This window comes from Bacillus sp. IBL03825, from assembly GCF_024712505.1.
GTDB classification, from domain to species: Bacteria; Bacillota; Bacilli; order Bacillales; family Bacillaceae_G; genus Bacillus_A; species Bacillus_A wiedmannii.
Genome location: NZ_JAMXKE010000001.1, coordinates 1,598,745 through 1,625,303 on the forward strand (window position 1 = coordinate 1,598,745; position 26,559 = coordinate 1,625,303).

At 33.9% G+C, this 26,559-nt stretch carries 34 protein-coding genes and 1 riboswitch; of the genes, 21 read left to right on the forward strand and 13 right to left on the reverse strand.

Translation table 11 applies throughout. The features are described from left to right. Nucleotides 1–33 precede the first annotated feature (33 nt). Nucleotides 34–894, forward strand: coding sequence for a GNAT family N-acetyltransferase (locus NHG49_RS08455; RefSeq protein WP_064476575.1), 861 nt, complete (start codon nucleotides 34–36; stop codon nucleotides 892–894). Nucleotides 895–927: 33 nt separating this feature from the next. Here the strand turns inward: NHG49_RS08455 and NHG49_RS08460 are convergent, their stop codons facing one another. Further along, nucleotides 928–1,488, reverse strand: coding sequence for a cysteine hydrolase family protein (locus tag NHG49_RS08460; RefSeq protein ID WP_258125761.1), 561 nt, complete (start codon nucleotides 1,486–1,488; stop codon nucleotides 928–930). A 182-nt stretch (nucleotides 1,489–1,670) separates the two neighbouring features. Between NHG49_RS08460 and NHG49_RS08465 the strand changes: the two genes are divergently transcribed. Then, entirely contained in the window at nucleotides 1,671–1,931 is a 261-nt protein-coding gene (locus NHG49_RS08465; protein ID WP_001195212.1) for a DUF6123 family protein, read from the forward strand. 2 nt (nucleotides 1,932–1,933) lie between these two features. On the opposite strand, the gene NHG49_RS08470 is transcribed toward NHG49_RS08465, so the two are convergent. The 3 genes from NHG49_RS08470 to NHG49_RS08480 form a co-directional block, all read right to left on the reverse strand. Beyond that, entirely contained in the window at nucleotides 1,934–2,839 is a 906-nt protein-coding gene (locus NHG49_RS08470; protein ID WP_064476573.1) for a DMT family transporter, read from the reverse strand. A 13-nt stretch (nucleotides 2,840–2,852) separates the two neighbouring features. Next, nucleotides 2,853–3,239 carry a reverse transcriptase-like protein gene (locus NHG49_RS08475; RefSeq protein WP_064476572.1) on the reverse strand — a complete coding sequence of 129 codons (387 nt, stop codon included), beginning with the start codon at nucleotides 3,237–3,239 and terminating at the stop codon, nucleotides 2,853–2,855. 70 nt (nucleotides 3,240–3,309) lie between these two features. Further along, the gene (locus NHG49_RS08480; protein WP_088048421.1) at nucleotides 3,310–4,182 is read right to left on the reverse strand and encodes an aldose 1-epimerase family protein; all 873 of its coding nucleotides are present in this window, start codon (nucleotides 4,180–4,182) and stop codon (nucleotides 3,310–3,312) included. Nucleotides 4,183–4,314: 132 nt separating this feature from the next. Further along, a riboswitch (PreQ1 riboswitch) is annotated at nucleotides 4,315–4,359 on the forward strand. 6 nt (nucleotides 4,360–4,365) lie between these two features. Between NHG49_RS08480 and NHG49_RS08485 the strand changes: the two genes are divergently transcribed. From NHG49_RS08485 to NHG49_RS08495, 3 genes are all read left to right on the forward strand, one after another. Beyond that, nucleotides 4,366–4,854, forward strand: coding sequence for a QueT transporter family protein (locus tag NHG49_RS08485; protein ID WP_088048422.1), 489 nt, complete (start codon nucleotides 4,366–4,368; stop codon nucleotides 4,852–4,854). A gap of 148 nt (nucleotides 4,855–5,002) precedes the next feature. Further along, nucleotides 5,003–5,662 carry a ribonuclease H family protein gene (locus NHG49_RS08490; RefSeq protein WP_098102182.1) on the forward strand — a complete coding sequence of 220 codons (660 nt, stop codon included), beginning with the start codon at nucleotides 5,003–5,005 and terminating at the stop codon, nucleotides 5,660–5,662. 12 nt (nucleotides 5,663–5,674) lie between these two features. Next, nucleotides 5,675–5,851, forward strand: a complete 177-nt coding sequence (locus tag NHG49_RS08495) for a zinc-finger domain-containing protein (RefSeq protein ID WP_000358801.1) — start codon at nucleotides 5,675–5,677, stop codon at nucleotides 5,849–5,851. A 33-nt stretch (nucleotides 5,852–5,884) separates the two neighbouring features. On the opposite strand, the gene NHG49_RS08500 is transcribed toward NHG49_RS08495, so the two are convergent. Together NHG49_RS08500 and cspB are read right to left on the reverse strand one after the other, a co-directional pair. Beyond that, nucleotides 5,885–6,133, reverse strand: coding sequence for a DUF2564 family protein (locus tag NHG49_RS08500; protein WP_000534395.1), 249 nt, complete (start codon nucleotides 6,131–6,133; stop codon nucleotides 5,885–5,887). Nucleotides 6,134–6,252: 119 nt separating this feature from the next. Continuing rightward, the gene (gene cspB / locus NHG49_RS08505) at nucleotides 6,253–6,450 is read right to left on the reverse strand and encodes a cold shock-like protein CspB (protein WP_001161731.1); all 198 of its coding nucleotides are present in this window, start codon (nucleotides 6,448–6,450) and stop codon (nucleotides 6,253–6,255) included. Between the two features lie 266 nt (nucleotides 6,451–6,716). On the opposite strand from cspB, the gene NHG49_RS08510 reads away from it, so the two are divergent. The 8 genes from NHG49_RS08510 to NHG49_RS08545 all read left to right on the forward strand — a co-directional run bounded on the left by NHG49_RS08510 (nucleotide 6,717) and on the right by NHG49_RS08545 (nucleotide 13,270). After that, nucleotides 6,717–7,445: a YqcI/YcgG family protein gene (locus tag NHG49_RS08510; protein ID WP_064476568.1), complete on the forward strand. Its 729-nt coding sequence runs from the start codon at nucleotides 6,717–6,719 to the stop codon at nucleotides 7,443–7,445. A gap of 138 nt (nucleotides 7,446–7,583) precedes the next feature. Continuing rightward, on the forward strand, nucleotides 7,584–8,216 hold the full coding sequence (locus NHG49_RS08515) for a LysE family transporter (protein ID WP_000466561.1): 633 nt from the start codon (nucleotides 7,584–7,586) through the stop codon (nucleotides 8,214–8,216). A 19-nt stretch (nucleotides 8,217–8,235) separates the two neighbouring features. Then, on the forward strand, nucleotides 8,236–8,529 hold the full coding sequence (locus NHG49_RS08520) for a hypothetical protein (protein WP_064476567.1): 294 nt from the start codon (nucleotides 8,236–8,238) through the stop codon (nucleotides 8,527–8,529). Between the two features lie 82 nt (nucleotides 8,530–8,611). Further along, nucleotides 8,612–9,241 carry a sterol desaturase family protein gene (locus tag NHG49_RS08525; protein WP_258125766.1) on the forward strand — a complete coding sequence of 210 codons (630 nt, stop codon included), beginning with the start codon at nucleotides 8,612–8,614 and terminating at the stop codon, nucleotides 9,239–9,241. Between the two features lie 246 nt (nucleotides 9,242–9,487). Continuing rightward, a complete protein-coding gene (locus tag NHG49_RS08530) occupies nucleotides 9,488–9,829 on the forward strand; it encodes a DUF485 domain-containing protein (RefSeq protein WP_000817375.1) in 342 nt (113 codons plus the stop codon). Nucleotides 9,830–9,831: 2 nt separating this feature from the next. Beyond that, the gene (locus NHG49_RS08535) at nucleotides 9,832–11,382 is read left to right on the forward strand and encodes a solute symporter family protein (RefSeq protein ID WP_258125767.1); all 1,551 of its coding nucleotides are present in this window, start codon (nucleotides 9,832–9,834) and stop codon (nucleotides 11,380–11,382) included. A gap of 179 nt (nucleotides 11,383–11,561) precedes the next feature. After that, a complete protein-coding gene (locus tag NHG49_RS08540; RefSeq protein ID WP_141669145.1) occupies nucleotides 11,562–12,911 on the forward strand; it encodes an aspartate aminotransferase family protein in 1,350 nt (449 codons plus the stop codon). An 80-nt stretch (nucleotides 12,912–12,991) separates the two neighbouring features. Next, entirely contained in the window at nucleotides 12,992–13,270 is a 279-nt protein-coding gene (locus NHG49_RS08545) for a DUF3986 family protein (RefSeq protein WP_222660625.1), read from the forward strand. 63 nt (nucleotides 13,271–13,333) lie between these two features. On the opposite strand, the gene NHG49_RS08550 is transcribed toward NHG49_RS08545, so the two are convergent. Further along, nucleotides 13,334–14,497 (reverse strand): cation:proton antiporter, encoded by a 1,164-nt coding sequence (locus NHG49_RS08550; RefSeq protein ID WP_088048425.1) that lies wholly within the window; start codon nucleotides 14,495–14,497, stop codon nucleotides 13,334–13,336. Nucleotides 14,498–14,765: 268 nt separating this feature from the next. Here NHG49_RS08550 and NHG49_RS08555 point away from each other — a divergent pair, with 268 nt between their 5' ends. Both NHG49_RS08555 and NHG49_RS08560 read left to right on the forward strand, forming a co-directional pair. After that, nucleotides 14,766–15,611 carry a MerR family transcriptional regulator gene (locus tag NHG49_RS08555; RefSeq protein ID WP_088048426.1) on the forward strand — a complete coding sequence of 282 codons (846 nt, stop codon included), beginning with the start codon at nucleotides 14,766–14,768 and terminating at the stop codon, nucleotides 15,609–15,611. Between the two features lie 129 nt (nucleotides 15,612–15,740). Further along, nucleotides 15,741–17,096, forward strand: coding sequence for an MATE family efflux transporter (locus tag NHG49_RS08560; RefSeq protein ID WP_098102217.1), 1,356 nt, complete (start codon nucleotides 15,741–15,743; stop codon nucleotides 17,094–17,096). Between the two features lie 36 nt (nucleotides 17,097–17,132). Here NHG49_RS08560 and NHG49_RS08565 read toward each other — a convergent pair whose 3' ends face one another. Further along, nucleotides 17,133–17,798, reverse strand: a complete 666-nt coding sequence (locus NHG49_RS08565; RefSeq protein ID WP_222660623.1) for a DUF421 domain-containing protein — start codon at nucleotides 17,796–17,798, stop codon at nucleotides 17,133–17,135. Between the two features lie 160 nt (nucleotides 17,799–17,958). On the opposite strand from NHG49_RS08565, the gene NHG49_RS08570 reads away from it, so the two are divergent. From NHG49_RS08570 to NHG49_RS08595, 6 genes are all read left to right on the forward strand, one after another. Then, on the forward strand, nucleotides 17,959–18,537 hold the full coding sequence (locus tag NHG49_RS08570) for a YdcF family protein (RefSeq protein ID WP_222660622.1): 579 nt from the start codon (nucleotides 17,959–17,961) through the stop codon (nucleotides 18,535–18,537). A 148-nt stretch (nucleotides 18,538–18,685) separates the two neighbouring features. Then, nucleotides 18,686–19,003, forward strand: a complete 318-nt coding sequence (locus NHG49_RS08575) for a magnetosome magnetite crystal formation protein family (protein ID WP_222660620.1) — start codon at nucleotides 18,686–18,688, stop codon at nucleotides 19,001–19,003. A gap of 212 nt (nucleotides 19,004–19,215) precedes the next feature. Continuing rightward, nucleotides 19,216–19,950: an oxygen-insensitive NADPH nitroreductase gene (gene nfsA / locus NHG49_RS08580; protein ID WP_258125774.1), complete on the forward strand. Its 735-nt coding sequence runs from the start codon at nucleotides 19,216–19,218 to the stop codon at nucleotides 19,948–19,950. Between the two features lie 87 nt (nucleotides 19,951–20,037). Further along, nucleotides 20,038–20,622, forward strand: a complete 585-nt coding sequence (locus NHG49_RS08585; protein ID WP_098102190.1) for a type 1 glutamine amidotransferase family protein — start codon at nucleotides 20,038–20,040, stop codon at nucleotides 20,620–20,622. 186 nt (nucleotides 20,623–20,808) lie between these two features. Further along, nucleotides 20,809–21,330, forward strand: a complete 522-nt coding sequence (locus tag NHG49_RS08590) for a sigma-70 family RNA polymerase sigma factor (protein WP_258126827.1) — start codon at nucleotides 20,809–20,811, stop codon at nucleotides 21,328–21,330. Between the two features lie 25 nt (nucleotides 21,331–21,355). Further along, nucleotides 21,356–21,967 (forward strand): flagellar motor switch protein FliG, encoded by a 612-nt coding sequence (locus NHG49_RS08595; RefSeq protein ID WP_258125776.1) that lies wholly within the window; start codon nucleotides 21,356–21,358, stop codon nucleotides 21,965–21,967. Between the two features lie 185 nt (nucleotides 21,968–22,152). Here the strand turns inward: NHG49_RS08595 and NHG49_RS08600 are convergent, their stop codons facing one another. From NHG49_RS08600 to NHG49_RS08620, 5 genes are all read right to left on the reverse strand, one after another. Beyond that, nucleotides 22,153–22,878: a sulfite exporter TauE/SafE family protein gene (locus NHG49_RS08600; protein WP_088091306.1), complete on the reverse strand. Its 726-nt coding sequence runs from the start codon at nucleotides 22,876–22,878 to the stop codon at nucleotides 22,153–22,155. Between the two features lie 126 nt (nucleotides 22,879–23,004). Then, on the reverse strand, nucleotides 23,005–24,225 hold the full coding sequence (locus NHG49_RS08605) for an MFS transporter (protein ID WP_258125777.1): 1,221 nt from the start codon (nucleotides 24,223–24,225) through the stop codon (nucleotides 23,005–23,007). A gap of 19 nt (nucleotides 24,226–24,244) precedes the next feature. Next, nucleotides 24,245–24,694, reverse strand: a complete 450-nt coding sequence (locus NHG49_RS08610; protein WP_064476555.1) for an ArsR/SmtB family transcription factor — start codon at nucleotides 24,692–24,694, stop codon at nucleotides 24,245–24,247. 128 nt (nucleotides 24,695–24,822) lie between these two features. Next, nucleotides 24,823–26,037 carry an MFS transporter gene (locus NHG49_RS08615; protein WP_258125779.1) on the reverse strand — a complete coding sequence of 405 codons (1,215 nt, stop codon included), beginning with the start codon at nucleotides 26,035–26,037 and terminating at the stop codon, nucleotides 24,823–24,825. A gap of 5 nt (nucleotides 26,038–26,042) precedes the next feature. Next, nucleotides 26,043–26,510: a VOC family protein gene (locus NHG49_RS08620; protein WP_258126828.1), complete on the reverse strand. Its 468-nt coding sequence runs from the start codon at nucleotides 26,508–26,510 to the stop codon at nucleotides 26,043–26,045. Nucleotides 26,511–26,559: the final 49 nt, after the last annotated feature.

Sequence of the window (26,559 nt, forward strand, 5' to 3'; positions counted from 1 at the left end):
AATGATTTAAATGTCTAGATAAGGGGATGGGGAATGATTGGATTGAAAATAAGAGTGGATCGTCTTAGAAAAGAAAATATAGAGGATATTGTTGCATTATCTTCTTATATTGGCTGGGATTATAACAGAGAAGAAATTGAGACTATTTTTGACTCAGGTATTGTATACGGTGTGTGGAATGGGAGGAAGGAACTTATTGCTAGCGCGGCAATTATATTATATGGGGAGAAATTAGCGTCTATCGGAATGGTGATTGTACATCCGATTTATAAGGGAGGTGGGATCGGAAAGGCGATAACGAATTCATGCATTATGACTGTATCAGCTCAAACTCCAATAATGCTTATTGCTACGGATGAGGGAAAGCCTTTATACGAAAAGTTAGGGTTCAAGTCAGTGAGCTATGTTTCTAAATACATATGCAACTCATACAATGTGAATCATAAATGTGTAGAAAATGAAGAATGTATGATGGATTATGAAGAGGTTGATTTAGAAGAAATAATAAAAATAGATGAATATGCGTTTGGAACAAATAGAAAAGTATTTTTAAAGAAAAGAATTATACAAAGTGAACAATGCATCGTTGTAAAGGACAACAAACAAAATGTATTAGGTTACGGTTTAAGTATACAAACACTAGAAAATAAAATAATAGGTCCGGTCGTTGCTGAAAATGATGCGATGGCAATGAGAATTGTACATTATTTAGCAAGAGAACATCATGGTAAAGTAAGAATTGATGTACCAGAGGGTAAAAAAGATTTTATAAATCAATTAGAGGCTGTTGGCTTTCAAAAGGTTAATACACCACCAATTATGATGAGAAATAGTGAACAATTATTAAAACGGAATAATGGGCTCTATAGTATTGCAGCGCAAATTTTCGGGTGAAAAAGAATCCTTCTGAATGAAGGATTCTTTTTATTAATTACGATATTGGTCGTGAGTTGGTTGAAAAAGGTCTTCCTCGACATCTCTAACCATTGAAAAATGATCAACGTTATAATGTCCATGTAGAGTTTTATTATGATGACCAATAGTTTGCTCTGCAGATAATACGTTAGAATCAGTTGTGGAATGACCGTTTTTAATTAATGTAACATCAAATCCTTGTACAGTAGCTGTTCTAACTGCGGTGTCGATGCAATGTTCTGTTTTACATCCACCGATAACGATATGATTAATTTTTTCTTCTTTTAAAAGTTCAAGTAGAGAAGTGCCATAGAATGAGTTTGTTGCTGCTTTATTAATAAGGATTGCAGACTGAGGTACTTTAATTTCATTATGTACTTCAAATCCTTCTCCACTACCAGAAGCAACATCGATATCTCTTACGAAAACAATAAGGGCATTTGCATCTATCGCTTTCTGTACGGCTGTATTTAGTGTAGATAATAACTCGGTTTTACGAAAAACTTCTTTTTCTTGTTCATTTCCATCCATTAATTCTTGCTGCGCATCGATAATTAATAGTGCTTGTTTCATCGTGTCTCCCCTTTAATATAAAATAAGTTCCACTATACATATTCATTCATATTACAAGGAAATCCTCTATTGTCTATGCAGTAGACGATAGATTTACAAAGTTGTCAAAGAAATTTCATTCTCATAGCGTGTAAAAACATGTATGATAGGAGATGGAGAATTTTTGAGTAGGTGGGAATAACATGCAAACAGTAGAAGATTATCTTTCATTCTTACATACGAAAGGATTTAAATTATCAGAGGAAGCACAAGGATTTATTATGTTCGGACAAGGATATACTGGTGCATCTGATGGTATTGTGAACGCGGCAATAGAAGCGACAATTAAACATCAATTACAGTTTGATGGAAGTTATTTTGTTGCGTTATTAGAACGATTGAAAGAAGAAGAAATTACAGATAAAAAAAGCGCTAAGGCTTTTATGCGAAAGTTACAAGCGTAACTTCACGCAGCCTGCGCTTCTTTTTTTGTTTTGGAAGGTAATTCAACAAAAACCATGCCTAGGAAAATACATAGACATCCGATAATAGCAGAAATAGAAAGTTGTTCGTTTGCAACGAGAACGCCTGTTAATGCAGCAAAAACGGGCTCCATTGCGAAAATAATTGCTACTCTCGTTGGAGACGTATGTTTTTGTGCAGATGTTTGAATGAAAAAAGCAATGGATGTCGCGAATAGGGAAGTTAGAAATAGAGCGAATAAAAAAGAAGAATTCGTCCATAGTGCTACTGAAAATAATTTTTCCCAATCTTCAAACAAAAAGGCGCAAATAGAAGAAAACATACCGACAGCTAATACTTGCGACGTGCTTAATAATAAAGGTGATATTTTCTTAGAGAAGAAGCCGTTAACGAGAATATGAGCAGCGAAAGCAACTGCACAACCGAGAACGAGTATATCGCCGATGTTTAATTGAAAAGAATCACCAGCTGTTAATAAGTATAAACCTGCTGTTGCTACAGCAATACCAAATACGATAAAAATAGTAGCTTTTTGTTTTAAAAAGATAAAAGATAGAATTGGTACCATAACGATACTAAGCCCTGTTAAGAAGCCTGCTTTTGAAGAAGTTGTATAAAGTAAGCCGAATGTTTGTAATACATAGCCAATACATAAAAAGAATCCAACGATTAATCCAGCGAGGCTACTCTGTTTTATATCTTGTTTTGAAGATTTTTTTGAGAAAATCATTTGAACGAATAATAAAATAATTCCAGCGAATAAAAAGCGAATACCATTAAAAGTAAATGGACCAACGAAAGACATAGCATTTTGAACGACAACAAATGTAGCTCCCCAAATAAAAGAGACGAATAATAACGCAAGAGGAGCAATCCAATCTTTTTTCACACTCATCCCCCCGTTAATTTTGTAAGATAGCTTTTCTAGCTAATTCATCAGCAACTTTATTTTGACTACTTGGAATCCACTTAATAAAAAAGAGATCAAAACTTTTTATGTACTGTAATGCTTCCTCTAATAGTGGTGCAAACATTTTATTTTTTGCGTATTCTTTTTCAACAGCTCGCTCGACAAGTTGCGAATCTGTACGAAAAGAGACAATGTTATAATTATGCTCCGTGCAATATTTTAATGCCGCAAGTAAAGCGTGGTATTCTGCTTCATGATTGGACATTCTCCCAAGGGGCAGTGATAATTGTACAGCTGGTTGCACCCCTTTAATAAACACGCCTGCACCAGAAGGACCAGGATTTCCTTTTGATGCACCATCAATATATACTTCAATCAAAATGAGAAACCTCCATATTATAAGATGATCCCCTACTTATATGTTTCCTTGAAGTAGGGGATAGAGTAACTTAGCCGATTGTAATACTATAACGACATGTAAATGTTTCATTCGCTTGTAAAGATTGAATTCCTTTTTTTTCCTTGAAATCTTTTGCTGGATTTACTTCATCAGCAATACCGTACCAAGGTTCAATACATAAGAAAGGTGCGTTCTCGCCTGGTGTCCACACGCCAACAAATGGGAATCCATCAAATTCTACTTTTACAAATTTATTATGTTTATGAGAACGAATAGAGATTTCATCCGTATTCATATTTTCAAAAATAAGCGCATCATTTTTAAATAAATCGTATGTAAGTGGTAATTCATTCGTATTTTCAGCAATTAATTGTTTTTTACTTGAAAGGTAAGGTCCTTCTAATACGCTTGTTTCTAAGCGTTCAGAATCATTAAATGATAAATGATAATCTGTAAATGATTCGCCCTCTAATAAGGGGAAGTTGAAACCAGGGTGTGCTCCGATTGAGAAGAACATCTCTTTTGAAGCAGGATTATTTACTTCATATGTTACATGAACGATTTGTTCATCTAGTTCATAAGAAACGAGTAATTCGAATTCGTATGGGTATTTTTTTAATGTCTCTTCATTACTAGTAACAATGTAAGTGATTTTTGTTTCACTTTGTTCTTTTACAGAGAATGTAAGATCACGAGCAAAGCCGTGCTGTGTTAAAGAATATGGTTTACCATCTACGTAGTATGTATTATCTACTAATCGGCCGACAATTGGGAATAAAATTGGTGCGCGGCGCCCCCAATAAGTAGAATCGCCTTGCCATAAGTATTCAGTGTTATCTTCTTTTAAGCGAACGCTTTGTAATTCTGCACCATTGTCAGAAATGGAAACGATCACTTTTTCATTTTGAATTGTTGCTGTCATGAAGTGAAACCTCCTAAAACTTTCATATGTTTTATTATACGTTGTCCAAAAGAAAAAAGGTAGTTAATGATAGGGATCTATTGACGAAAGAGTGTGTATTGCGTAGAATATAATCTTGTTGCTTAAAAAACGAATAACGTGGTTCGAAACCATCCCACGTAAAAAAACTAAGGAGATTTTGTCATGAATATTAGAACATTAGTCGGTAATGGTATTTTAGCGGCATTATATATTGCTGTTTCTATGCTGATTCAGCCATTTGGCTTTACGAATGTACAGTTTCGTATTTCAGAGATGTTTAATCATCTTGTTGTATTTAATAAGAAAGCAATTTACGGAATTGTATTAGGTGTATTTTTAACAAATCTCTTTTTCTCACCTATGATCGCTTACGATTTAGTATTTGGAGTAGGGCAATCTATTCTTGCATTAGTTGCAACGATTATTTCTATGCGATTTATTAAAGGTGTTTGGGCTCGTATGATTTTTAATACAGTTATTTTTACAATTACAATGTTTATGATTGCAACTGAACTTCATCTTGCATTTGATTTACCATTTATGTTGACTTGGTTAACATGTGCAATCGGTGAATTTGTTGTCATGGCGATTGGTATGCCTGTAATGTACTGGATTAATAAACGAGTACAATTTGAAAGATTTATGCAATAGATGAAAGAGCTATTCCTATAGGGATAGCTCTTTTTGTATGTAAGCAAATTGAATATAATGCTGTGACTCTTGATACAATATAATAAAATAAAGTGAGGCTTTCATTAGCTGACTACATATAAGAAATCTTATATAAGGGGAATCTAGTATGAAATATAAAATCCATTGGTTGTATAAAACAAAGAGCGGATTACAGACGGAATTAACGACAGATTATATGAACATAGAAGATGCATTGCAATTTGCAGAGGATTTCGAGAAAACAGGAAGAGTGAAAGAACTATCATTTTATGATGAAATGGATGCAGAATGGTCATTAAAGGAAATGAAAAAGCTGAGTAAACAAGTGGAGGAAGAGCCCCAAGAAATACTCGTTTATTTTGATGGCGGTTATGATGTACAGACGAAAGAAGCTGGAGTAGGTATATGTGTATACTATAAAAAAGGAAATACAAAATACCGAATTCGCCGTAATGCATATATAGAAGGTATATATGATAATAATGAAGCGGAATATGCATCATTACTATATGGCATGAATATACTCGAGGAATTAGGAATTAAGTATGAAGCAGTTACACTTCGCGGCGATTCTCAAGTTGTACTGCAGCAATTGGCTGGAGAATGGCCGTGTTATGATGAGCATTTAAATCATTACTTAGATCAAATTGAACAAAAAGCGAAGCAAATGAAATTAAAACTTGTATGTGAGCCGATATCTAGAAAACAAAATAAAGAAGCGCATCAATTAGCTACGCAAGCATTAGAAGGAACAGTCATTGATAGTCATAAAGAAATAACCGAATAGAGAGGTGCAAAGGTGGATAAAAAGCAACTCATTACAGAGGTAAATGACTTATTAGAAACGTATTGTGAAGGATGTTTTTTGCGAGAACATAATCGAAAGACAAATAGTAAGTATTATGCTCATTCCTTTTGTATACGACAATGTACAGTTGGAGAAACATTGAAAAAGTATGGAGAACAGTTATCATGAAAAAACATCCAGAGAAAATTCTCTGGATGTTTTTTAGTGTCTTGCTTCATTTAATTGATGCTCGCATTTACTTAATTTCTTTTCCTCATTCATTAAAAATGGCTCATCTAAATCTGTCGCAACAGATTTCATAATTTCAAGCTGAGAGCGAGCGGCTTCTACAGCAGTAGTTGCATGCTCTAATGTATCTGGATCCATTGAAATTGTCGCTGATCCTACCATTTTTTGTGCTGTTTCTACACGGAATTTCACTTCTTCAAAATCATTTACTTCTGATCCCATTATTACTTCCTCCTTTGTATATTGCGCATTTCACATAGTTTTTGCTCTGTAAAACGGAAATATACAAAGGAATAACAAAGGAGGTTACCAAGTAAGGTAACCTCCTGTTATATGTTGGATTAAAGTTTTACTACGTTAGCAGCTTGAGGTCCGCGGTTTCCTTCAGTGATATCGAAAGATACTTCTTGACCTTCTTCTAAAGCTTTGTAGCCGTCACCTTGAATAGCAGAGAAATGTACGAATACATCGTCAGCGCCTTCCATTTCGATAAATCCAAAACCTTTTTCGTTGTTAAACCATTTTACTTTTCCTTGCATGCTACAATTCCTCCTAAAAACATTTGCTTTTTTCATTTAGTGAAATTCATTTGAAAGATAATATAAACTAAAAATGCTATAATCTTGAATATTCTGCTAAATGATTAATTTAAATATACACGAATTGGTAGAAATTAGTCAAGTAAGCGATTTTATTTTTTTGTATTTTTAAATAATTTTCCAGCCGAATTTTTAAATAGGTATAGGACAGGCCGAGTATGTAATATTCTTAATTGAATGCTATACATAATGAGGTGAAAGAAAGAATGAATGAGTCTTATTTATTAGATAATGAAGGAATGAGAACGAGAACTGACATACCAAATTGGGTTACAAAAGAATTTCAAAATTTTTCGAGTGTCGTGCTAGAACCAACTTTCCCGTGTTATTTCGGCTTAACAGCTTTAAAAAAGAATGAACTTCGTTATTCATTTCTCTCTCATAATGATTGGAGTCATTTGCCACATACAATGTTATCTTTTTTAGAGTTAATGAAAGAGCGCCCAATTGTAAGAAGAGGGTTCTTTCTTTTTGTGGAACCGGAATGTGAGGAACAATCACTGGAATATTATCGTGATTACTTTTGGAAAGTACTACAATATTTACATGAAAACGATGATCAAACATGGCCGAAGCAAATTCCGGAAGACCCAGACCATTACTTATGGGAATTTTCATTTGGTGGTGAACCGATATTCGCATTTGGAAATGCGCCAGCTTATAAACAAAGAAAAACTAGGCATTTAGGAAATTCTCTCGTTATTGGGTTTCAACCACGCACCATCTTTGATGGATTAGAAGGGGATCGCCCTAAAGGAGCATATTCAAGACAAACGGTCCGAGATCGAGTTGAAAAGTGGGATCAGCTGCCGAAACATCCTAATATTAGTCATTATGGTGATCCAGATCATCGCGAATGGAAACAATACTTCATAGGAGACGATGTAGAGGTGGTAAAAGGAAAATGTCCTTTTCTTCATAAGTTAGAAAAGTAAGAGCCATCATCCAGATGGCTCTTTTGTATATTTTGGATAAAAAAGGGTATTTTAGTAGTAAATATTTTGATGAAAGCTAGTCTATTTTTAATCATTACAACATTACTTAATAGTAAAGGAAGTAGAAAGGATAGAGCGATGTTTGGAGCGATTATACAACAAATTGTATTAGGTATTTCATTAGCTGCGCCAGTAGGTCCGATTAATATTGAAATGTTAAAACGAGGAATTGAACGAGGTTTTTGGCATGCGTGGGTTGTTGGAATTGGTGGGATGACTGCAGATATTTTGTTTATGCTTCTCATCTACTTCGGTTTATCTTCTGTGTTTATGTATACATATGTACAAGCTTTTATGTATTGCACAGGGTTTTTCTTATTATTTTATTTAGGATTTCAAAGTGTAAAACAAGGAATTTCCCACACGAATATGGAATATAAAAAGGAAGAGGTAGGTGGCCTGAAACAATCGTTTATGGCAGGTTTTTTAATTGCGATATCCAATCCATTAAATCTTGTTTTTTGGTTTGGTATATACGGAAGTACACTTAGCTCATTGCTTACGAAGGTAACGAAACAAGAAGCATTTTTGTACAGTCTTTGTATTATCGTTGGCATTATTTTATGGAATTTAAATATTGCTTTTTCTGTCCATTTTGGCAGAACTTTATTAAAGCAAAAAGCACTTGGCTATATAACAGCCGGAGCAGGTATTATTTTAGTAGGATATTCTATCCATTTTGCATACAAAGCTTTACAGTTGTTCACATAAGATTGAAGGGGAGATTTTTATGTATCGAACCACTATTGACGGAAAAGAAATTATTATTACGTTAGCACCAAAAATCCGAAAAGAAATTACTGATAGGAATCCACTATATGAAGCGGTATTTCATACTGCAGCAAGATTACTACAAACAAAGCAACCGACGTTTGCGGTAAATCATGAAATATTTGGGCTCATTATTGGAGAGGTACAAAGAGGAGAAGTAACAGTGTTTGCGGTGGAACATATTATTCCAAAGCAAAATATATTTGGATCGAACAATTTTTTCTCGACAATAGAGCAGCAGGCAAATTTGTAAAGTGAATAGAATAAAATAAAAAATAAAAGAAATAGTCGTAACGATATGTTGCGGCTGTTTTTTTGGAAAAGGGGGAAGGAAGATGAAGAGAGTGGGGAAAGAGTTCTTTTTACAACATGATATCGTTATTATGTATAGTATTTTATTTGTTTTTATCATTATTTTAAAAATGCAATTTTTCACATGGATCGGTATGTTCGCGTGTTTGTTTGGGATTGTTTTTTATACGCTTAACGAATATATGACACATCGATTTTTATTTCACTTAAAGCCACCTAAAAACGTATTTTTATTAAAAATGTTAAGAAGATTACATTATGATCATCACGTATATCCAGATGATTTAAAACTATTATTTTTGCCTGTATGGTTTAGTATACCTAGTTTTACTATATATTTACTTATATCATACGCTATAACAAAAAGTGTTACTATTACACTTTCATTCGGAATTGGAATGATTATTATGCTTCTCGTTTATGAATGGAAACATTATATTGCACATAAGCCAATTCGTCCGTTCACTAAGTTTGGGCGATGGCTCAAAAAACAGCACATATTACACCATTATAAAAATGAAAAGTTTTGGTTTGGTGTTTCAAATCCCGTATTCGATTTCATATTTGGAACGCTTAAAGATGGAAAGGACGTTGAATTAAGCGAAACAGCTCGTAATTTAGAAAAAGGGAAAAAGACAGAAGTAGTGCGATAAGCACTACTTTTTTATTCTGTTTTAATGGGCATCAAATCTTGACTGGTATGAGATTGAAGTACGTAATTTTTATGTTGAAAAAGTATATTAAAAATTTAGGGGAAATTGCCGAAAAATGTCTATCGAAAAATCTTTGCAGGAATGTATGGATTGTCTAAAATGGAAATAAGTTTCTGAATATTTATAAAATTTAGTCTTTAGGTATGCAAGGGGGAATTGTATTTTCAGTAAGAGAGGGGAATGGGAATGAAAAGAGATGATACGTCAGCACGTAAGTTACAAAATGAAGTGAATTATACAGAGGTTGTTCAGTCAGAAGAATTTCAATTGCTATTAAATACGAAAAAGAAGTTTATCGTTCCGATGAGTATTTTCTTTTTAAGCTTTTTTATTGCATTACCTATTTTAACATCGTATTCAAAGGTACTCAATACACCAGCATTTGGGGATGTTACGTGGGCATGGGTGTTTGCATTTGCGCAATTTATCATGACGTGGTCATTATGTATGATTTATAGCAAAAAAGCAGAATCCTTTGATGAAATCTCGCAAAAAATTCTACAAGATATGCAAAAAGGGAGGGGCTGACTTTGAATATAACCGCTTTTGCACTATTTTTAATCATCGTTCTTGGTACACTCGTCATAACTTATTTTGCATCAAAGAAAACAAAAAATGCAAGTGAGTTTTATACAGCTGGAGGAGGATTAACTGGTTGGCAAAATGGTCTGGCCATTGCGGGAGATTACATGTCTGCTGCGTCATTTCTTGGTATAGCCGGAGCGATCGCATTAACTGGGTTTGATGGGTTCTTTTATAGTATCGGCTTTTTAGTTGCTTATTTAGTTGTTCTATACCTTGTTGCAGAACCGCTTAGAAATTTAGGGAAGTACACGTTAGCGGATATGATTGCGGCACGTTTTGATGCGAAAAAAGTTCGCGGCGTTGCAGCGCTTAATACAATGACGATTTCGATTTTTTATATGATTGCACAATTAGTTGGGGCTGGTGCACTTATTAAATTATTATTAGGGATCGAATATACGACATCAGTTTTAATCGTTGGTACATTAATGACAGTGTACGTTATTTTTGGCGGAATGACTGCGACGAGTTGGGTACAAATCGTTAAGGCTGTACTACTTATGGCTGGTACATTTATTATTTCTGTTATCGTTTTCTCAAAATTTAATTTTAGTGTGACTGAAATGTTCGCGCAAATGAAAACTGCTACTCCGTTAAAAGATTCGTTTTTAAATCCAGGAGTAAAGTATAAGGATGGTCTTGATACACTGTCTTTAAATTTAGGACTAGTTCTTGGTACTGCCGGATTACCCCATATTCTTGTTCGCTTTTTTACAGTACGTGATGCAAAAACGGCACGGCAATCTGTTGTGTACGCTACGTGGTTAATTGGCGCATTTTATATTATGACAATCTTCTTAGGATTTGGGGCAGCAGCATTTGTAGGGAATGAGGCAATTATGAAAGCAAACCCTGCTGGTAATATGGCAGCACCTTTATTAGCTAAAGCGTTAGGTGGAGATTTCTTATTTGCTTTCGTTTCAGCAATTGCCTTTGCAACTATTTTAGCTGTAGTGGCAGGCCTTGTATTAACAGCAGCATCAGCATTTGCACATGATTTTTATAATGAAATTATTCGCAAGGGGAAATCAACGGAAAAAGAGCAAGTTTCAATGGCTCGCTATGCGTCTATTGGGGTAGCGGTATTATCCATTATACTAGCGTTATTTGCTCAAACATTGAACGTAGCATTTTTAGTTTCATTAGCATTCGCAGTTGCAGCGAGTGCAAATCTACCAGTTATATTATTCACAATATATTGGAAGCGCTTCAATACAACAGGTGCTATTTCGGGTATGGTCGTTGGTCTTGTATCAGCAATTGTTCTCGTAGCATTAAGTCCAAATGTTTGGAACCCTGTAGCTGGAAAAGCTATATTTGTGGGGGAAGCGATTTTCCCATATACGACACCTGGAATTATTTCAATTCCGCTTGGATTCCTTGCAGCATATTTAGGAACAGTTTTATCTAGTAAGAAAGAAGATGCTGCGAAATTTGATGAGATTCTTGTAAAATCTAATACAGGTCATGGTGTTAGTGAAGCATCGTCGCATTAAAAAAAGAGGGGCTTTTCGATATATAAGAAAAGCTCCTTTTTCTTGTAAATATTACTGTATTGTAAGTAGGATTTTGTCTTAATTTTGTGGAATGAAAATAAGCAGGGAGAAATTTAAATCATCATGGCACCAGCGCAGCTTTTGTGAAAAATAAGTTGTTATGGAAGGTGGAAGAAATGATGAAAACGAAACAGACTGATGAATTATTAGCAAAAGATGAGCAATATGTTTGGCACGGAATGCGTCCCTTTAGTCCAAATAGTACAATGGTAGGGGCAAAAGCAGAAGGGTGCTGGGTTGAAGATATAGAAGGGAAAAGATATTTAGATGGTATGAGTGGTCTTTGGTGTGTGAATAGTGGATACGGAAGAAAAGAGCTTGCAGAGGCGGCTTATAAGCAATTACAAACATTATCATACTTTCCGATGTCACAATCGCATGAACCGGCTATAAAGCTTGCAGAAAAATTAAATGAGTGGCTTGGAGGGGAGTATGTTATTTTCTTCTCTAATAGTGGCTCGGAAGCGAACGAAACGGCTTTTAAAATAGCAAGGCAATACTATGCTCAAAAAGGTGAACCGCATCGTTATAAATTTATGTCACGTTACCGTGGGTATCATGGAAATACAATGGCAACGATGGCAGCGACGGGACAAGCACAGCGTAGATATCAATATGAGCCATTTGCTTCAGGATTTTTACATGTAACACCGCCAGATTGTTATCGTATGCCTGAAATAGAAAGAGAGAACATTTATGATGTAGAATGTGTAAAAGAAGTAGATCGCGTTATGACATGGGAATTAAGTGAAACGATTGCAGCTTTTATTATGGAACCAATTATTACGGGCGGAGGCATTTTAATGCCGCCACAAGACTATATGAAAGCTATTCATGAAACGTGTCAAAAACACGGTGCACTTCTCATTAGCGATGAAGTAATTTGCGGTTTCGGACGTACAGGAAAAGCATTTGGATTTATGAATTATGACGTTCAGCCGGATATTATTACGATGGCAAAAGGGATTACGAGTGCATATTTACCGTTATCAGCGACAGCTGTGAAAAGAGAAATATATGAAGCATTTAAAGGGAAGGGAGAATATGAATTCTTCCGTCATATTAATACATTTGGTGGAAATCCTGCGGCTTGTGCATTAGCGCTTAAAAACTTGGAGATTATGGAAAATGAAAATTTAATTGAGCGGTCTGCACAAATGGGCTCGCTTTTATTAGAGCAATTAAAAGAAGAAATTGGAGAGCATCCACTTGTTGGGAATATTAGAGGGAAAGGTCTACTAGTTGGAATTGAACTAGTAAATGATAAAGAGACGAAAGAGCCAATTGATAACGACAAAATTGCAAGTGTTGTAAATGCTTGTAAAGAAAAAGGGTTAATTATAGGACGAAACGGCATGACAACAGCAGGATATAATAACGTCTTAACGTTAGCACCACCACTTGTTATTTCAAGTGAAGAAATCGCCTTTGTTGTCGGAACGTTGAAGACAGCGATGGAACGCATTTAATGAACGAAGCGAGTCGTAATACGGCTCGCTTTTGTTTATTATGTGAAATATGATACATTTTCAAAGGGAGGGGAATTTTTATGAAGAAATATGATCCTAGTCAACATTATCACATCGGATATTATGAAGATGGATATGATTTAGAAGTGACGGCGTACAAAAGAATAAATGAACCAGTTTGGGATGCTTATATTCCGCACTTCGAGGCAGACGATTTTTATAAAAAAGTGGAGGAAATGAAACTAGGTGAATATATAGATGATTACGGCATTATGGTGTATTCATTTAGTAATGATATGGATGATGAAGAAGCACGAATTATTTTTGAAAAATGGTTAAAAAAGAACGAGATTGTTTAAAGATAAAATGAAAAAAGAGATTACTATCTTATAAGATAGTAATCTCTTTTTATTGTAGAAAGCTTATTTACTTGCTTTCATTGCTTTATCTTTAGCACCAAAAGTGTATTTTAACATTGGTGGTGTAATCATTGTAGTTAAAATAACGACGATAACGATAGCTGTAAAGTAATCTTGTGCTAAAAGACCTGAAGACAGTCCTGTTCCTGCGATGATAAGTGCAACTTCACCACGAGAAACCATTCCAGCCCCGATAATGGCAGAAGACTTAGCGTCAAATCCAGTCATTCGTGCACCGAATCCACAACCAATTAGTTTCGTTAATACAGCGATTACTGTTAATGCTAGGATGAACCAAATTTGATTGCCAATACCGTCAAATGTAATATTCATACCGATACTAACGAAGAACACTGGAACGAACATAGCGTAAGCGATTGGTTCTACTTTCTTTTCTACTTCATGTTTGTAGTTCGTTTGAGAAATAGCGATACCAGCTGCGAAAGCACCGATAATACCAGCAATTCCTAATAATTCACCGAAATATGCGAATGAGAAACAGATGATAAGAGCCGCGCTTACGATAGACTCAGATACGCGCAGTGGTGATAACCAGCGCATGATTGCAGGAACACCTTTCCATCCGATTAAAATAATAGAAGCGAAGAATACAACTTTCTTCAAGATAACCATTGTTAAGTTAACATCGTCTGTACCTAAGAAGCTCATTGCAAATGCTAATAAAATAACAACAAGAATGTCATCAAATACAGCTGCGCCAAGCATAGTTGTACTTTCACGTGTTTTCATCTTTCCTAAATCACGAAGTGTTTGTACGGAAATACTAACACTTGTCGCACATAGAAGTAATCCTAAAAATACAGCATTTCCTTGTTCCATTCCCATAACAAGACCAGAAACGTAACCACCTACGAATGGAAGAAGGATACCTCCAAGTGCAACTGCTAAAGAAGAATTACGATTTGCGTTTAATTCCTCTAAGTCTGTTTCAAGTCCTGCCATAAACATTAAAAGAATAACACCGACATTACTTAATTGTGTTAGAAGCTCTGAATTTTCAATCCAACCTAATATAGCTGGACCGATAACGATACCGACAATTAATTTACCTAGTACAGAAGGTTGACCTAGTCTAACACTAAGATCACCAGCAAGCTTTGTACTTAATAAAATAAGTGCAATTTGAAAGAAAAATTCGAAATCCATCGGATCCTCTCCTCATCATTTTTATTTTTATCATACGATTTCTCGGAATTTGCCTAATGAAAATATGTAAAACACATTAAACAAAGGGTCTGATTACAAGTTCTTTTGAACTCGTAATTTGAACCTGTAATTAATATATAATAAAATGTATGAAAAATCAATGAAAAAATAGCAGATTTTCATGATAGGATTCGATTTAGGTATGGAGGGAATCACTATATAATAAGAAGAAATAAGGCTACATTTTTTATGAATTGGAGAAGGATATATGTTATTAAATAAACGTTTTACAATTGGAGAAATGGCAAAAATGCATAATATAGCGGAATCTACTTTACGCTATTATGATGAAAAGGGGATTTTTCATCCGTCTATTGTGGACCCGCAAACAAATTATCGCTATTATACAATCGATCAATTTTCACTATTAGATACGATTAAATTTTTACGCCAATTAAATATTCCATTAAAGGAAATTAAGAAATATATTGATGAAAGAAATCCAGCATACGCACTCAATTTACTGGAAAAACAACAAGAAATGATGTTGAAAAAACAAAGAGACATTGAGTATGCTTTGGCGAAAATGGAACATAGAATTCATTTAATAAAGAAGGCGACAAAAGCAGAAACCGATCGAATTGTTATTAAAAAGATACCGAAAAGAAAAATAACAGCGATTGCAGTGGCGCCGAATACGACAGATGATATGTTTGATTACTATATTCATTCGCTTCAAAAAAATATGAAGCAAATGGATGATAGTCTATTTTCAGGAGATATAGGTGTGACAATTTCCAAAAAAGCATTCATGCAAAATGAATTTCAAGCATATAGCAGTGTGTTTATTCTTTTGGATTATATGCCGTATGAAGTGCATACTTCAGATGAAATTAAAGAAAGTTTATTTGCTTGTTCTTATCACCATGGACCATATGAAGAAACAGATGCAACGTATAGGGAGTTACTTTCATACATTGATAAAGAAGGTTACGAAGTGAATGGAGATTCGATTGAGATTGGGTTGATTGATTGGTCTGTAACAGAAAATCCAGAGGAGCAAGTAACAGAAATTCAAATTCCTATAATGAAAAAACAAAGCAATAAGATGTAGGACTCGTATCATTACAAACTGGCATCAAACACGATAATTCAGTTACCTATTTTTTAATTCTCTATTGACCTTCAAGTAACTTGAAGGTTTAAACTATGAACAGAGCATTGAAAAAGGAGCATTTATATGATGGAAACAACAGAAAAATTAAGAGAAAAACCAATAAAAAGTTTATTTATTTCTTATTTAATACCAGCTGTTCTTGGAATGGTATTAATGTCAGTTAATATTGTGATTGATGCGGTTATGATTAGTCGGGGAGTTGGAGCGAACGGATTAGCAGGAGTAAACGTGGCTATTCCAGCGTTTTCAATTTTCTTCTCTATTTCATTATGGATTGGAATGGGCGGAGCAACGTTATATTCCATTGCACTAGGTGAAAATAAATTAGAAAGAGCAAGGTCTATTTTTACTCAATCCATGACGGTAGCAGTAATTATCGTAGGTGTTTTAGCAGCGATTTGCTTATGGAGAATAGAAGATTTAGCATACTTATTTGGTGCAAACGAAGTGATTTTACCGTATGCTTTAGACTATTTACACGTATTATTAACATTTGGAATGATATACGTTTTAGAAAATATTTTAAGTACATTTATACGAAATGACGGAAATCCTAATTTAGCAATGGCAGGTCTAGTTGTAACGGCTGTATTAAATATAGTGTTTGACTATATCTTTATTTTCATCTTTGGATGGGGCGTAACAGGTGCTGCCTCAGCAACTATTCTTTCAGCAGCGATTGGTTTCCTTGTATTATTAACTCACTTCTTTAGAAAAAGTAGTATTTTAAAATGGACGAAATTCCATTTTGAATGGGATACAGTTAAACAAATTATGGTAATTGGTTTCCCGAGCTTTACAGCAGAAAGCACAGTTGCAATTGTAACAATCGGTTTTAACATTGCATTCGTTCAATATGCAGGAGAAGTAGGAGTCGCTTCTTATGCGATGGTGAACAGTATTCATGCGATGACATTACTACTATTCTTCGGTGTTGGAGCAGCGTTACAACCGATCGCTAGTTTCCATTACGGGGCAAATTTATCAGAAAGATTGCGTGAAGGATTAAAGTTCGCTGTAAAAATTGCGGTAGTACTCGGTGGTATTGCAATAGTTATCGGATTATTCTTCGGGAAATATATTATTGGTCTATTTGATGTCCAATCTCCAGAGTTATTGGAGTTAACATTAACGGGTATTAGCTTGTTCTTTATCCAATATGTATTTTTAGGCTATAACATTGTGTATGGAGAGTACTTCCAATCAGTGCGACAAACGACAAAATCAGTGCTTATTATAATGAGCCGAGGGTTACTATTTATTATTCCATTATTATGGATTATGCCAAAATTATTTGGGATAAATGGAATTTGGCTCGTTATGCCAGTAGCTGAAGTATTGACAGCGATTATCGTATTTACGATGAATCGTATGAAACATCCTGTTCCGTTAAATATGACAGGAAAGAAAGAAGCGATATAATGAAGAAAATCCCCTTGAGCAAGTAAGGGGATTTTTTTACTCTTTTAAACTAATTGCAAAAGATCCATCTGTTTCTTGAACAGACGCGAAAGCAACGCTTTTAATATTAGTGATGCCTTTTTCTTTTAATTCTTTATATAACCATTTTTCGTCCTTATGAATTAACTTTAAGTTATCGTATTGAATTTGCGAATCAACAATAAGAGCAATTGGTAATCCAGCATACGTAACATCTATGTTCAAATCTTTTGGAGTTAATGGTACAAGTTCACGCTTTGGTAAAATGCTAATGGCTCCGTTCGCTTCTAAAATAGCATATTCAATTTCGTGAACACTTGGGTATCCTGCAACGCGAAGGTTAGACAGTAGTTCAGCAATTGGATATCTACTTTTTTGTAAGTTCTCAAAAATAATGTCACCATGTTTAATTAAAATAATGGGGTGTCCAAGAATAAAACGATTTAGTTTGTTTAGTAAGCTTAATTTTGTAAGAAGCAAATGTAAACATGTAATAACGACCATACCGAGAAAAGCTTGCAAAGCACCAGAGACTGGTATGGCCTGAAAAGCTAAATAAGATAAAAAGATAATAGCCCCAAAATCATGAGGCGTTAGTTGTGCTAAAGCAGATTTACCGAGCAATTTAAGTGATAGTAAAAATAAGATGAAAAAGAACGATACGTTACATAAAAAGAGAAGCAATAGAGACACTCCTTCGTGCAAAGTTGTACTTACTGTTCCCGAAAGAAATATAAATATTACTTTCTAGAGGATAAATTAGGCTGAATTGGAATTTGTCTGTATACAAACAAATAAATGGATATTATCATGAAAGAAGCAAAGAACATAGGAGTATATGGATATGAAAAAGAAGAAAATAATTAAGTATATGATAGGCATTATAATGGTTTGCGCCGTTTATGCAGGATTTTTACAATATAACATATATAAGCATGGGCATATGAAAGCGACCTACGATGCTGATTATATAATTGTATTAGGATCGAAAGTAAACGGGAAGAAACCATCTTACTCATTGCAATATCGTATTGATAAAGCAGCTGAGTATTTAAAATCACATGAGAAAACAATTGCGATTGTGTCTGGAGGGAAAGGAAAAGGAGAAGATATTTCAGAAGCGTTAGCAATGAAAAATGGATTAATGAAACTGAAAATTGCAGAAGACCGCATCATTATGGAAGATAAGTCAACGAGTACAGATGAGAATATTAAATTCTCAAAACCTTTAATTCCGGACAATATGAAAAAGGGAATGATCGTAACAAACGACTTCCATATGTTTAGAGCGAAAAAAATAGCAGCAAAACAAGGTTTACAATTAGAAGGTCTTCCGGCCGAAACACCGAAGCGAATTGTCATTTCATCGAATTTACGAGAGTATTTAGCCATTACGCAATATTGGTTTATGAATCGAATATAGAGAAAATAATCCCGCCTGAAATTTCAGGCGGGATTATTTTAGAGGGAAATCTTACAAATATGTCATGTTCATGAAAGGTAAAGCGATAGTTTCTAGAATGGATTCCTGACATAATGAAGATAACAAAAACTATTTAGAGGTGAGTCGGATGAAAGGAAATAATATATTATCTTCACTATGTTACTTTAGTATCTTTTTTGCACCATTTTTACTACCAATTATCGTGTACTTCATTGCGGAGGACGAAGTGAAATACCACGCGAAAAAAGCATTTTGGTCACATATATTCCCATATGCAATCTTATTTGGTGGATTGGCAGTATCAGGCCTATACGGTTTAAGCTTCAATCAATCTGAGGGCGCTGGAATTGGCATGATGATCACATATGCGGTGTTCATTCTTGTAGGGATTTATTACTTCATTTGGAATATCGTAAAAGGTATTAAAGTTTTGAAAACAGCGTAATAAGATAAGAAATAATTTGATGTAAACCTGTCGGTATTTGTTGGTAAGTCGATATATTCGGAAAATCATCTATATAATTTCATTTACCGTACTAATAGACGTTTTAAAAAAGAGCAATTCAAAAAGAATTGCTCTTTTTGTGCTTATAAGTTGTGAATATTGAAAAAGATATGTTAATTTTTCAATATGAAGAGAAAAAAGGAGTGTTTTTCATGAATGAGATCATACATAAAATGGAGCAACACGTTTCAGTTCGTAATTATAAAGAAGAATCAATTCCGAAAGATGTAGTAGAAAGAATGGTACAAGCTGCGCAGCATGCCGCTTCTTCACATTTTGTACAGGCGTATTCTGTTATATATGTAACAGATCAAGACTTAAAGGCTAAACTAGCAGAGTTATCCGGAAATCGTCACGTGAAAGACTGTGCAGCATTCTTTGTTTGTTGTGCAGATTTAAAACGACTTGAAATGGCATGTGAACAGCATGGTACAGAGATTAAGCATGAAGGAGTAGAAGACTTTATCGTTGCGACGGTAGATGCTTCACTGTTCGCACAAAACTTAGCGTTAGCAGCAGAATCGTTAGGATACGGTATTTGTTATATTGGTGGTATTCGTAATAACCCGAGAGAAGTGAGTGAATTGCTTCATTTACCGGATAAAGTATATCCTGTATTCGGAATGACAGTTGGTGTACCAGATGAAGATCATGGAGTGAAACCACGTTTACCAGTAGCGGCAATCCTTCATGAAAATGGATATGATGAAAAGAAATATGATGAATTATTAAACGAATACGATGAAACGATGAGCTCGTACTATAAAGAAAGATTAGCAAACAAGAAAAACGTAACATGGACGGAATCAATGAGTTCGTTTATGTCCAAAGAGAAAAGAATGCATATGAAAGAGTTTTTAAGTGAAAAAGGATTTAATAAGAAATGAGTAAAAAGGCAGACCTGCATGCAGGTCTGCCTTTTTTGGAGGAGAAATATGATTGTCTTCGAATAAGTATAGGAGGGAGGAGATAATATGAAAAAAGCTTTAATCTTTTTATTTGATGGATTTGCAGAATTTGAAGTAAATATAGCGAGTTTATTTTTAATAAGTAAGGAATTCGAAATAATAACAGCAACTGTAGACGGAAAAACAGTTAAAGGAGAAGGTGGTTTTTTATGTCAACCACATGTCTCTATCGAGCAGGTTGAAGTAGCAGACTATGAAGTGTTTATTGTGCCAGGAGGACATATTTTTGACCATTTAGAAAATGAACAATTGTTATCGATCGTGAACGAATTACATAAGCAGAACAAATGGATAGCGGGTATTTGTGCAGGAACATCTTTACTACATGCAGCAGGCGTACTTAATAAGAAGAAATTCTCAACATCATTAACATCAGATGAAAAACAGTTAGCACATTTACATGAATGGGAATATAAACAAAATAAAGATGTAACCGTTGATGGGAAAATCATAACAGCGGTAGGGTCTGCTTACGTTGAATTTGCTGCTGAAATAATGAAGCAGCTCAATTTATTTAACGAAGCTGAAGTGAAGGAGAACTTGCAATACTTTAAAAATGTAACAGAGGTTTGTGATGAAACGTTAGTATAAGTGAAAAGTTTGATTGTTAATACCTAAGTTCAGAATGTAGATTCCACTTTCTGAACTTAGGTATTTTATTTGCTATTATATACATAGAAATAAAAATTAAGAATTTTTTACAAAAGTGATAGAAAATGAGAATGAACTGCCAATAGTAAGTAAAAGCAGCTGCTAAAGGGGAACTGAGGAAGGAAGATACTTATGATTTTCAATTCTGAAGGGGATTTAATTATAGCTATGAAAAAACATGATCAAGATGCTTTGAAAGAAGTGATTGATCAATATGGAAAATTAATTTTGTACATTATTCATAAATCATTAAGTACCCCTATTGAAAAACAATATGTGGATGATTGTTATAACGATGTATTTACTGTCATTTGGTTTCATAACGACCAATTTGATACAGAAAAAGGAAACTTAAAATCTTGGATGATTGGTATTACTAAATTAAAAGCATTGGAATATAAAAAGAAAGTATATAAAGAGAATAAAATCGATAAAGACGTAGAAATAGATACAAGTGTTCATGATAGGTATGAAATAGAACAAGAAGAAGAGATTATGGAAATAGTTCAAGATTTAAATAACAAAGATCGATATATCTTTTTAAACAGGTATATTGATGGATATTCTATTGACGATATTGCGAAAGAATTAAAAGTAACGGTGGATTATATATACAATCGAATTTCTCGAGGGAAGAAAAAAATTTAAAAACTGTGGAACGGGAGTGTGTAATATGGATAAAAGATTATTATCTATGTTAAATGAACTCCAATATTCAGAGGAAGAAATTGCACGTTTAGAGAAAGAAGCGAATGAGTCTATAAATATAGATAAGTATTATGTGAAAAACGGGGAATTATTAAAGAAATTAACGATGCAAATATTGGAAGAATCAGTTCGGAAAGAGTTGCAAGAAGGAGAAGAAATCGAGTGTGAAATATTAGTGGAAGAAGGAGGCTTTGTTAATTCTAAAGTTATACCGAATATATTCACGGCAGGTGCTACTTTTTATTATTACATTGTTTTAACTAATACAAGGTTACAAATTATAGCGTTAGATTGTTATTTTAAAAAGTTGAATGAATACAATGTACTAGTAAACTCAATTCAAGCAGTTTCGCAACATAAAAAAATGAAAAATGTATATGGAATTAAAATAAATAACAATTATATACAATTAGGAAGTAAAGAGTATAATCAAGAATTAACAATTTTATTTGAAAAGCTAAAACAATGTGGAGTGAAAGAAGAGAGATATAAGGAGTTTGAAAAACGTTGGATGATTTTTTTCAATGTTTTTGTAATAGCAATAGGTGGGCTTCTAGTTTTAAAATATTTAATATGAAAATAAAAAGCGGCATAATAGTCGCTTTTTATCGTTTAGTTAGTATTTTATTTATGATTTTGTATCTCTAAAATATGTTTTTTAGTTATGATGTAAAATACTTCACCGCACGTAATAATATATAAATTCGTTTAAATTTATATATTATTACACAATCTAAAGTATCTTTATCTTGAGAAACTTATTTACAACAAATGCAAACTTTCAATAAGAAGATACATACCCGTACAACTCAAAAGGATGTACGTAAATATTTTAAAAATCCGTTGATTAAGCCATTTGAAAATAATTTGACCTATATACAAACCTAAAAAAACAATTGGGATTGCATAAAAACTTGATTGCCAAATTGTTTTGTTTGTGCCAGTAAAGAGTATTTGAGTTAGTAGACTAATGAAATATATAAATAGATAAAAAGCTAAAGTAGTTGCTCTCAACTTTTCTTTTTTCGTATCAGTTCCTGTAAAGTACAGTAACAGGGGAGGTCCGGGCATACCTATACTTGTCGTTAAAAGACCGGATAATCCACCGACTAAGAAATCTCTAGATTTTGTTGATTTAATTTTAAAGTTGCATATTAGCATCAACGTTAATAGTAAGAGCAGGATGCTAATTGCTAATTTAAATGTGTTGATGTTAATGGAAGTGAAAATTAAAATACCAAAAGGAACACCAACTATACTTCCGAAAATTAATCTTTTCAGTAGAATAAAATCAATGTCCATTCTTATTTTCCAAATGAGTGATATGGAAATAATTAATGATAAAATGATATTTATTTGTATAGCTTCTTGTGGTAGAAATAACATGAGTAAGAAAGGTGTTGCCATAATAGAAAAGCCAAAACCTGTACTTGTTTGTAAAATAGAAGCTACTAATATAATACATATGAAAATGAATATAATCTCCAAAATAGCCCTCCTACATAATCAGATCCAATACATATTTTAACATAAAGTGAAACTTTAATCAGTGGGGGTCTTACTGTCCTTTAATACGGGAAAAAAGCGGCATAATAGCCGCTTTTTATATTGCACTTAATATTCCAATGATGACCCTGTAGCTTTAAAATATTTTTCTCGTGAAGGCGTCATTACACGGATTGCTAATAAACAGGAAAGGAAAAGAATGAGTAATGAGCTGCTTATTACAGTGATTTGAACGGAAAGGAATTGTGCGGATGCCCCAATTGCTAAAATGAAAAAGATTTGGATGAAATTTTTTATTGAATCAAACACGCTATCGATACGTCCTATCATATGTACAGGGATGTTATTTTGATAAAATGTTATAAAGCCAGTACCAGCAAATGATGAAGAAATGCCAAGTAAAATGAAACCACTCGCTGCGACTATAAATGAATTTGAAAAGGCGAAAATTACATAGCCTATTGCTGTGAAAATCATACCTAATCCGATACAATGTTGAATTGGTAATCGTTTAGCAAAGAGAGAAACAAGTAATGAACCGAAAACGTAAGCAGCACCAGTTATACTAACAAGCATGCTATATTCCATGTTGGATAAAAACAGTACTTGTTTTGTGAAAACAACCTCTTGTGAATCGAGTGCCATAGAGACAAGCGTAGTAGCTTGAAATAAAACGAATATGAGAATAATGTAACTTTCAGTTCGAGCGAATGAAAAAACTTGTTTCCAATCACTTCGTAATGTTTGTACGAAAGTATTTGCAACTTCTTCGTTTTGCTTTGTTTGTAACGTAATGTTTGGTAAGAAATAAATGAGAATAGTAGAAAGTAGAAAGGAAAGTGAGTTGCAGTAAATAACAAAGGATGCTGAGTACGTGGTGAGAAGTATTCCAGCAAGGGCTGGACCGATAATAAAAGCCCCGCTTGTACAAAAGTTATTCCAAGCGTTGAATTGAGCGCGTTCTTCAGCTCGTATGAGCATTGTTTTATAAGAAAATGAAGCTGGATCGAAAAATGATGTGGCAATACGAGTCAAAAAGATAAAAATATAAATGGCCCAAATAGAATTAAATAGTGGAATACAGCCAATAAGAGCTGCCCGAATTATATCTGTGATGAGCATAATGGACCGTTTGTTTAATCGATCTACTATACTACCAGACCATATTTTTGTAACAACGGTCGCAATTGGACCTACAATCCATAATCCTGCTACAGCAGCAGGGGAGTTTGTGCTATTTAACACCATTACGTTTAGGGCGATGAGATACATAAAATCACCTAAACGAGAAATTCCTGTTCCCGACAATAATAATAATTTATTTTTCATAAGCAGTTGGACCTTTCTTTCATTGTTTTTTAATCCTGCAGGAAATAGCGTATTCCTCTTCGGAGCTTGATTGACGAGCGGTTTTGTTTTCCCAGCGTAATAACACTTGTGTAACTTCCCAAGTAAGCTGTTGTAATTCCTCTGGAGTTAAAAATAAATGAGATACAATATGACTGCCTGTATTCGTTCCTTCTGTGCCGCTTTCTTCAATATAGAAATGAGCAGATTTTGCCTTGTAATATTTTTCAATAATTCCTCGTTTTTCTTTCGTGTCTACTAATTCAAGTAACCCTCCATCATATAAAATTTGAACGTGATAATGAACGCTACCAGCAGATTTATTTAGTTTAGTAGCTACTTGTTTTGCAGTGAGTGCCTCGTCTTTTAAAAGGTGAAGAATTTGAATGCGAGTTGCATTAGAAATGAGCTTCTGCTGCTCAGCTGAAATAGTAAGTCTATCGTCAAACATTATGATATCTCCTTTCTTATGATCTAAATTTATTGTACATTCTAAAAAATTAGAACGTAAGGGAAATAAATCGCCTTTTTCCTTTATATTTCGACATAAATAAAAATAGCATGTACATAAACATGCTATTAAGTGATAGTAGATTCTTCATTAAGTTTCCCTCGATAAAACAAGAACAACCTTATAAAACTCACAAAAATACAGCATATAGCTAACAAGGTACCAATAACTTGAGGAGAAAGAACTTCTAAAAGCCATCCCGTAAAAAACATAGATAACTGAATAAGAGATCCGTAAATGGAATAATGGAATGAAAAAACTTTACCAATCATATTTTCCTTCGTATAAGTTTGAAGTAATGTCGTATCAAGTGGAACGATGATTCCTCCTGCTATGCGCATACAGAATAGAGTAATGATACCGATAATAAGTTGATTGGATAAAATAAATCCGAGAAAGAAAATTCCTTGTAGGAGATAGGCCCACCCGAATGCTTTTTTCATTTTTTCTTTATTATGAGACATATAAAGATTAACGAGAAGGCTTCCCATCATAAGCCCAGCCCCTTGAACCGTATATAAAATTCCAATGTTGGTGTGGAAAATTTTTTCGGCATAGATCGTTAGAAGTAGCTGATAAGCGCCTCCAATCATGCCCCATGAAATGCCGACAAGAATTAACGTTAAAATGATTTTTGTTTGTAATATGTATGTGTAACCATCTTTTATATCAGTAAAAAATGCTTTTTTCTTGTTACAAGTATCATGAGAAGGGACACTCATATTATAAATAAAATAGGCTGAAATAAAGTATGACAGGCTATTTACTAAAAAAGCGAATTCAATATGTAAAGATTGTGCAATTATCCCGCCCAAAGAAGCCCCCATAATAGACATAAAACCATTCATTGTACTAGAAAGAGAGTTAGCAGTTACGAAATGATTTTGGTGTACGACATTTTTTAAGGTTGCTTGTTTAGCTGGTTCAAATAAACAAGAAAGTACGGATAAACATATATTAGAAATGAAAATAATCTCGATTTTATATAGTGCAAATAAATAAGTGAGGACGATTATGCCTCGTAAAATATCGGTAAAAATCAGAATCTTCTTTTTAGAAAAACGATCTACAACTCCGCCTATGAAAGGACTAAGAAGAAGCTGGGGTAAACCTTTACTTATAAAAGTTAGTGCAATCATAAACGGAGATTCCGTTAGGCTATAGACGAATGTTAATAAAGCTGCAGTATGAAACCAATCTCCAAGTACACTTAACGTATGCCCGTAAAATAGTTTATTGAAGTTTTTATTTGTTTTTAGAAGTGTGGAATAAGAAACTGACATAAAATTTAATCTTTATGTAATGATGATGCTTGAACTTGTTTTTTCCACTCGCTTAAGTACACTTTCTCTGCTGTAGGAAGTCCAATAGGTAATTGTGCAATCAATTCTAAACTATTTCCGTCAGGATCGTTAAAGTATACGGCGGCATGCGCTAATTCTGGAAAAACAATCGGTTCAATTGGTTCCATTCCAAAATCTTTTCGTGCTGAAATGCATTTTTGATTTAGCCAATGAATCGCATCTTCTAAATCATGTAAGCTTACTTGAAAGGCGATGTGTCGTAAAGAGAAATGATAATTAACTTTGTATGCTGTGCCTTCCCAAAGACCGAGCCAACTTTCGTTTTCTTTAATCCAAAAGAAAGCAATATCATCTCCTCTTTTATATAATTTCAGTCCAAGTGATTCATAAAAAGATATTGATATCTCTAAGTTACTGACAGGTAAATGTGCTTCGTAAAGACCTTTAATTATTGTAATCCTCCTTAGTAAAATATTTCTTATTTCATAGTAAACGTTTTTT